Source organism: Burkholderia sp. BCC1977 (assembly GCF_905339595.1).
Classification (GTDB): Bacteria; Pseudomonadota; Gammaproteobacteria; order Burkholderiales; family Burkholderiaceae; genus Burkholderia.
On the sequence record NZ_CAJPGQ010000044.1, the window covers coordinates 63,095 to 70,661 of the forward strand.

The following is a 7,567-nucleotide window of genomic DNA, read 5'->3' on the forward strand; positions in this document are numbered from 1 at the left end:
CCATGCCGTCCGCGCGCGCACCGTTTCGACCCGATGCACCGGATACCTCGCCCCGCGCGGGGGAGCCGGGGCGCGACTTCGCGTTCACCGGCGCGGATTTCGCACGCATCCGCGCGCTGATTCATCAACGCGCGGGCATCTCGCTGTCCGAGCACAAGCGCGACATGGCGTACAGCCGGCTGGCACGCCGGCTGCGCGCACGCGGCCTCGACACGTTCCGCGACTACCTGGACCTGCTCAAGCAGGAGGACGATCCGCTCGAGTGGGAAGCGTTCACCAACGCGCTGACGACGAACCTGACCGCGTTCTTCCGCGAGTCGCACCACTTCCCGATCCTGGCCGATTTCGTGAAGGGGCGCGCGGCGCCCGTGTCGGTGTGGTGCTCGGCGGCGTCGACCGGCGAGGAGCCTTACTCGATCGCGATCACGCTGATCGAGGCGCTCGGCGACTCGGCCGCGCGCGGCGCATCGATCCTCGCGACCGACCTCGACACGCAGGTGCTCGCGAAGGCCGAGGCCGGCATCTATACGTACGATCAGGTCAAGCACCTGAGCCCGGAGCGGCTCAAGCGCTTCTTCCTGAAGGGCACCGGCGCGCAGGCCGGCCGCGTGAAGGTGCGCCCGGAGCTGCGCGCGATGATCCGTTTCGAGCAGCTGAACCTGACCGATGCCGACTACGGGATCGCGAAGCCGTTCGACGCGATCTTCTGCCGCAACGTGATGATCTATTTCGACAAGCCGACGCAGGGGCAGGTGCTGTCGCGCTTCGAGCCGCTCGTGAAGCCGGGCGGGCTGCTGTTCGCCGGGCATTCGGAGAATTTCACCTACGTCTCGCAGGCGTTCCGGCTGCGCGGGCAGACGGTGTACGAACTGACGCGCGATGCCGCGCCGGGCCTGCGTCCGCGCGGCGCGGCGCCGGCCGCGGCGGTGCCGCCGCGCGCGCCCGCTTACGGAGAACGCGGATGAGCGCGCTGCCGATCGCCACCAATCGCTATTTCGACAACCACTTCGAACGCCCCGGCGTGAAGCTGCTGCCGAACGAGTTCTACACGACGTCCGAGGACATGGTGCTGATGACCGTGCTCGGCTCGTGCGTCGCCGCGTGCCTGCACGACCCGTTCGCGGGCATCGGCGGGATGAATCACTTCATGCTGCCCGACGACGGCGCCGATGCCGGCGCGGCCGCATCGGAGTCGATGCGCTACGGCGCGTACGCGATGGAAGTGCTGATCAACGAACTGATCAAGGCCGGCGGGCGCCGCGAGCGCATCGAGGCGAAGGTGTTCGGCGGCGCGGCCGTGCTGGCGGGGATGACGACCATCAACATCGGCGACCGCAACGCGGATTTCGTCCGCCGCTATCTCGCGCTCGAACGCATCCGCATCACCGCGGAGGATCTGCAGGGCGTGCATCCGCGCAAGGTCGCGTTCATGCCGCGCACCGGCCGCGCGATGGTGAAGAAGCTGCGGCTGCAGGTGCCGGGCGTGACCGAGCGCGAAGCCGCGCTGGCGCGCGAGGCCGACCGCGTGCGCGCCGCCCGGACGCGCGCGCACGTCGAGCTGTTCGCGGCGAAGCGGCCGGCCGCGCCGCCGCCGGCACGCCCGCGCATCGAGCTGTTCGGCGCCCGCGGCGGCGCAGGCGCGCAGGCGGCGAACGCGAAGGCCGCAAGCCCGGGCGCCGGCAGCCCGTATGCGGCCAACCTTTCGAGAAAGCAGGAGGCATGACCGCAGTGCAGAAGATCAAAGTGTTGTGCGTCGACGATTCGGCGCTGATCCGCAGCCTGATGACGGAGATCATCAACAGCCAGCCCGACATGACGGTGTGCGCGACCGCGCCCGATCCGCTCGTCGCGCGCGAGCTCATCAAGCAGCACAACCCGGACGTCCTGACGCTGGACGTCGAAATGCCGCGCATGGACGGGCTCGACTTCCTCGAGAAGCTGATGCGCCTGCGGCCGATGCCGGTCGTGATGGTGTCGTCGCTGACCGAGCGCGGCTCCGAGATCACGCTGCGCGCGCTCGAGCTCGGCGCGGTGGATTTCGTGACCAAGCCGCGCGTCGGGATCCGCGACGGGATGCTCGACTACGCGGAAAAGCTCGCGGACAAGATCCGCGCGGCGTCGCGCGCGCGCGTGCGCCAGGCGCCGCAGCCGCAGGCCGCCGCGCGCACCGCAACCGGCCAGCCGGCCGCGCCGATGGTCAACAACCCGCTCGTCAGTACCGAGAAGCTGATCATCATCGGCGCGTCGACGGGCGGCACCGAGGCGATCCGCGAGGTGCTGACGCCGCTGCCGCCGGATGCGCCGGCGGTGCTGATCGCGCAGCACATGCCGCCCGGCTTCACGAAGTCCTTCGCGCAGCGGCTGAACGGTCTGTGCCGGATCGCGGTGAAGGAAGCCGAGCACGGCGAGCGCGTGCTGCCGGGCCATGCGTACATCGCGCCGGGCCATGCGCACCTGCTGCTCGCGCGCAGCGGCGCGAACTACATCGCGCAACTGTCCGACGAGCCGCCGGTGAACCGTCACCGGCCGTCGGTCGACGTGCTGTTCCGCTCGGCGGCGCAGCACGCGGGCAAGAACGCGATCGGCGTGATCCTCACGGGGATGGGCCGCGACGGCGCGGCCGGCCTGCTGGACATGAAGCGCGCGGGCGCCCACACGTTCGCGCAGGACGAGGCGAGCTGCATCGTGTTCGGGATGCCGCGCGAGGCGATCGCGCTCGGCGGCGCGGACGAGATCGCGCCGCTTGCCGAGATGAGCCGGCGCGTGATGGCGCGACTGGCGACGATGGGCGACCGCGTGCAGCGCGTCTGAATGAAATGTCACGGGGCACGTGCGAAGCTGCGGGCCTCGACGGTAACGAATCTGCAAAGGAACGACGATGGACAAGAGCATGAAAATCCTGGTGGTGGACGATTTCCCGACGATGCGCCGGATCGTCCGCAACCTGCTCAAGGAACTGGGCTACACGAACGTCGACGAAGCGGAGGACGGCGCGGCCGGCCTCGCGCGGCTGCGCGGCGGCGGCTTCGACTTCGTGATCTCGGACTGGAACATGCCGAACCTCGACGGCCTCGCGATGCTGAAGGAAATCCGCGCGGACGCGACGCTCACGCATCTGCCGGTGCTGATGGTCACGGCCGAGTCGAAGAAGGAGAACATCATCGCGGCCGCGCAGGCGGGCGCGAGCGGCTACGTCGTGAAGCCGTTCACGGCCGCGACGCTCGACGAGAAGCTGAACAAGATCATCGACAAGATGGCCAAGGCCGGGAGCTGACGTGAACGAGCCGATCCATGCGGCGCTCGCCGGCGCTGCGTTCAGCGCCGACGGTCACGCCGAAGGCGCCGATTACGCGAGCGACCGGATCCTCGCGCGCATCGGCCACGTCACGCGCACGCTGCGCGATTCGATGCGCGAGCTCGGGCTCGACAAGCATGTCGAGCGCGCGGCGGAAGCCGTGCCCGATGCACGCGACCGGCTGCGCTACGTCGCGACGATGACCGAGCAGGCGGCCGAGCGCGTGCTGAACGCGATCGAGGTCGCGAAGCCGGTGCAGGAGCGCATCCAGAACGAGGCCGAGGCGCTCGATGCGCGCTGGGCGCAGTGGTATGCGACGCCGATCGAGCACACGGAAGTGCGCGAGCTGATGGACGACACGCGCACGTTCCTGCGCGCGCTGCCCGAAGCGACGTCCGCGACCAGCGCGCAGCTGCTCGAGATCATGCTCGCGCAGGATTTCCAGGACCTGACCGGCCAGGTGATCAAGAAGATCATGGACATGGTCTATCTGATCGAGCAGCAACTGCTCACCGTGCTCGTCGAGAACATCGCGCCCGAGCGGCGCGAGCAGTTCGCGGCGACCGCGGCCGCGCTCGCGGCCGAGCAGATCAGTGCGACCGGCAGCCCCGAGTCGCTGCTGAACGGGCCGCAGATCGCGCCGGAAGGCAAGTCCGACGTCGTGCAGGACCAGGCGCAGGTCGACGACCTGCTCGCGAGTCTCGGCTTCTGACCTTGCTGCACCGCATCGGCGCCGCTCCCGATCGCGCAGCGGCGCCGATGCGTGTGGCTTTCACCGGTTCTTCCCCCCCGCGGCGAGCGGGCCCCGCCGCACGTCATGTCGCGACGATTTGACACGCCGACACACTCCGAAGGCATACTATGTGTCAGCAGCAACGAAGCGTCATTCTTAAGACTTTGATTCGTTGACCCGCGGCGCCGCGTCTGACGGCTGCACCGGCAACGAAGCCAGTCCCTTTGGGGGGGAACGTGAAGCTGAAACGCTTGGGCTGGGCCGCCGCGCACGCGACGGCCGCAATGGGTGTGCTGTGGGCCGTCCACGCACAGGCCGAACTGGGCGGCGCGCCGATGTCGCCGCCGGCGGACGATCACGCCGCCACGGTGCGCGCGCTGCAGCGTGCGATGCGCTCCGCCGACGGTGCGCAGGCGAACGCCGCCGCGTATACCGTCCGTGAGATCACGCTCGCATCGGGCACCGTCATCCACGAATACACGAGCGCGGCCGGCAGCGTGTTCGGCCTCGCCTGGCGCGGGCCGACCATGCCGGATCTCGAGTCGCTGCTCGGCAGCTATTTCCCGCAGTACACCGCCGGCGTCCAGGCCGCGCATGCGGCGCGCGGCTGGCGCGCGCCCGTATCCGTCGATACGAGCGGCCTCGTGATCCGCACGGGCGGCCACATGGGCGCCTTCTCGGGCCAGGCGTGGCTGCCGGCGGCGTTGCCTGCCGGGCTGACCGGCAACGACATCCAGTGACAGCGGGAGAGCGATCTTGAAAATTCCTCATACCTTCAAGCGCTGGCTCGGCCTGCTGAGCCTGGCGGCTGCCACGACCATGCTCGTGACCGCATGCGGCGGCGGCGACGGCGGCGGCGGTAGCAGCGGCGGCAATGGCGGCGGCTCCAACGTATCGGACGGCAATACCGCGAACACGGCCGTGGTCACGGTCGGCACCGGCGTCGCGCACGTGATCAACATCCCGACCGTCAACCTGAAGATCTGCGTGCCGGGCACGACGAACTGCCAGGTGGTCAACAACGTGCTCGTCGACACCGCGTCCTACGGGCTGCGGCTGGTCAGCAGTGCGCTGTCGTCGGGCGTGTTGAACAGCCTGCCGCAGACGACGAGCGGCGGTGCGCCGGTCGCCGAGTGCGGCAAGTTCGTGTCGAGCTTCACGTGGGGTTCGGTGCGTACCGTCGACCTGTCGATCGGTACCGAGCAGGCGGGTTCGCTGCCGGTGCAGATCATCGGCGACCTCGGCACGGCCAACGTCCCGAGCTCGTGCTCGAACAACGGCGCCAGGACGTCGGCCAACTCGGCAAGCGACCTCGGCGCGAACGGCATCCTCGGCATCGGGCCGGCGCCGGTCGATTGCGGCACGTCCTGCGCGACGTCGACGTCGGCGACGTCCAACAACTACTACGCGTGCCCGAACGGCAATGCGAGCTGCGCTGTGACGCTGGTGCCGGTTGCGCAGCAGGTGGCCAACCCGGTCCATCACTTCGCGACCGACAACAACGGCGTGATCGTGCAGATGCCGAGCATCTCGAGCAGCGGGCAGGGCAGCGCGACTGGCCTGCTGACGTTCGGGATCGGCACGCAGAGCAACAACGCGCTCGGGGCGTCGACGGTGCTGACGTCGACGACGACCGGCGACGTGAGCGCGACGTTCCTCGGCGGCAACGTGACCGCGTTCTTCGATACGGGCTCGAACGCGTACTTCTTCAACGATTCGGCGCAGAAGACCTGCTCGACCAACACGCAGTTCTACTGCCCGTCGTCCACCACCACCTATACGGCGACGCTGACCGGCCAGAACGGTACGTCGGGCGGCGTGTCGATGCCTGTCGCGAACGCCGATTCGCTGTTCGCGAATGCGTCGACGTTCGCGTTCAACGACATCGCCGGCCCGTTCGGCACGGCCGGCTGGCTCGATATCGGCATGCCGCACTTCTACGGCAAGACGATCTACTTCGGGATGGACCGGACCGCGAGCGGCGGCGCGCAGCCTTACGTCGCGTTCTGACCGCGCACGAACGGCGGCAGCAGGAAGGGGGCGAGCGATCGCCCCCTTTTTTATTCCGCACGCGGCCGGGCGGCGCGCGTCACCCATCGGACCGCCGCGCCAGCGCCTACGATATAAGACCGGCACCGATGCCGGCACGACATCGAGGAGACAGCGCCATGAGCCAGCGTATTCAACGCATCACGCCGTTTCTGTGGTTCGACCACGACGCCGAGGCGGCCGCCCGCTTCTACGTGTCGGTGTTCGACGACGCGCGCATCCTGCACGTCGCCCGCTACGGCAGGTCCGGCGCGCAGGCGTCCGGGCAGGCGGAGGGCGCGGTGATGACGGTGTCGTTCGAACTGGACGGGCAGGCGTTTCTCGCGCTGAACGGCGGCCCGGCGTTCCCGCTCACGCCGGCCGTGTCGTTCGTCGTCAACTGCCGTGACCAGCAGGAGATCGACCGCTACTGGGCGGCCCTGGCCGAAGGCGGCGACGAGCGTGCGCAGCAGTGCGGCTGGCTGCGCGACCGCTTCGGCGTGTCGTGGCAGGTGGTGCCCGTGCAGATGCCCGAACTGATGGCGGGCGACCCCGCACGCGCCGAACGCGTGATGGCGCAGCTGATGACGATGAAGAAGCTCGATCTCGACGCGCTGCGGCAGGCGGCGGCAGGCTAGCGAACGCCGGCCGGGACGCACCGTTTTCGACGGTATGCACGCGGCGTCCGACGATATTCCCGGCCGGCCGGTTAATGAGCAACGAACGATCGTTTCGATTATCGATCGCGGTGCGTTTTCATGCTGGTGTAATCAAGTCGTGGATTATCAGGCTGACATTTATGTCAGGAAATCACGATTATAAAAATGACGTGACAGGCACGTCGACGATACGGCATGCCGCCGCTGAAGCCGCTCCAGCTTTGCGAGAGCCGGCGTACGAGCCGGTCGGCACGCGAAAAGAGATGCAATGCGCAGAAATTCAAACTTATAATTCCCGCGTTGTTTCCGGGGTCGCCGATATATAACATGAGGGCAACAAGATGAATTTCACCGAAGCCATTCGTTCCGTATTCAACCAGTATGCGAAATTCGAAGGCCGCGCGCGTCGCGCCGAATACTGGTACTTCGCGCTGCTCACCGGCGTCGTGTCGGTCGCCTGCCAGGTGCTCGCCGCCGTCGGCCGCGAAACCGGTGCGATTTCGCTGCTGCTGGCGATCGTTGCGCTGGTCGTGTCGCTCGCGCTGGTGCTGCCGAGCCTCTCGGTCACCGTCCGCCGCCTGCACGATACGGGCCGCTCCGGCTGGTTCCTGCTGATCGCGTTCATTCCGATCGTCGGCGGGATCCTGCTGCTCGTGTGGATGTGCTCGCGCGGCACCAGCGGCCCGAACCGTTTCGGCACGGATCCGATTCCGGCAATCTGAGCGCCGCCCGTCCCGACGCGCGACGCCGTCGCGTCGGGGCGCGTCGCGTCGGGACGGGCCGACGATCGCTTCACGGCTGCCTCCATTTTCCGGTGCCCCCGCTTCACCCGATTCTCCGCTTCACCCGATT

At 68.3% G+C, this 7,567-nt stretch carries 9 protein-coding genes; all 9 read left to right on the forward strand.

The features are described 5' to 3' along the window. The first annotated feature begins 2 nt into the window (after nt 1–2). Nucleotides 3–965, forward strand: a complete 963-nt coding sequence (locus U5771_RS28325; protein WP_322027035.1) for a CheR family methyltransferase — start codon at nt 3–5, stop codon at nt 963–965. Next, nucleotides 962–1,723 (forward strand): chemoreceptor glutamine deamidase CheD, encoded by a 762-nt coding sequence (gene cheD, locus U5771_RS28330; RefSeq protein WP_322027036.1) that lies wholly within the window; start codon nt 962–964, stop codon nt 1,721–1,723. Before U5771_RS28325 ends, cheD begins: the two co-directional genes overlap by 4 nt. After that, nucleotides 1,720–2,811: a chemotaxis response regulator protein-glutamate methylesterase gene (locus U5771_RS28335; protein ID WP_322027037.1), complete on the forward strand. Its 1,092-nt coding sequence runs from the start codon at nt 1,720–1,722 to the stop codon at nt 2,809–2,811. The genes cheD and U5771_RS28335 overlap by 4 nt, the downstream gene beginning before the upstream one ends. 67 nt (nt 2,812–2,878) lie before the next feature. Next, a complete protein-coding gene (cheY, locus tag U5771_RS28340; protein WP_006754880.1) occupies nt 2,879–3,274 on the forward strand; it encodes a chemotaxis response regulator CheY in 396 nt (131 codons plus the stop codon). A gap of 1 nt (nt 3,275) precedes the next feature. Continuing rightward, nucleotides 3,276–4,007 carry a protein phosphatase CheZ gene (gene cheZ / locus U5771_RS28345; protein WP_322027038.1) on the forward strand — a complete coding sequence of 244 codons (732 nt, stop codon included), beginning with the start codon at nt 3,276–3,278 and terminating at the stop codon, nt 4,005–4,007. Nucleotides 4,008–4,264: 257 nt separating this feature from the next. Continuing rightward, the gene (locus U5771_RS28350) at nt 4,265–4,768 is read left to right on the forward strand and encodes a DUF2844 domain-containing protein (RefSeq protein ID WP_322027039.1); all 504 of its coding nucleotides are present in this window, start codon (nt 4,265–4,267) and stop codon (nt 4,766–4,768) included. A 16-nt stretch (nt 4,769–4,784) separates the two neighbouring features. Further along, on the forward strand, nt 4,785–6,038 hold the full coding sequence (locus tag U5771_RS28355) for a DUF3443 domain-containing protein (protein ID WP_322027040.1): 1,254 nt from the start codon (nt 4,785–4,787) through the stop codon (nt 6,036–6,038). 158 nt (nt 6,039–6,196) lie between these two features. Then, nucleotides 6,197–6,694 carry a VOC family protein gene (locus tag U5771_RS28360; protein ID WP_322027041.1) on the forward strand — a complete coding sequence of 166 codons (498 nt, stop codon included), beginning with the start codon at nt 6,197–6,199 and terminating at the stop codon, nt 6,692–6,694. 362 nt (nt 6,695–7,056) lie between these two features. Beyond that, nucleotides 7,057–7,437, forward strand: a complete 381-nt coding sequence (locus U5771_RS28365) for a DUF805 domain-containing protein (protein WP_322027042.1) — start codon at nt 7,057–7,059, stop codon at nt 7,435–7,437. Nucleotides 7,438–7,567: the final 130 nt, after the last annotated feature.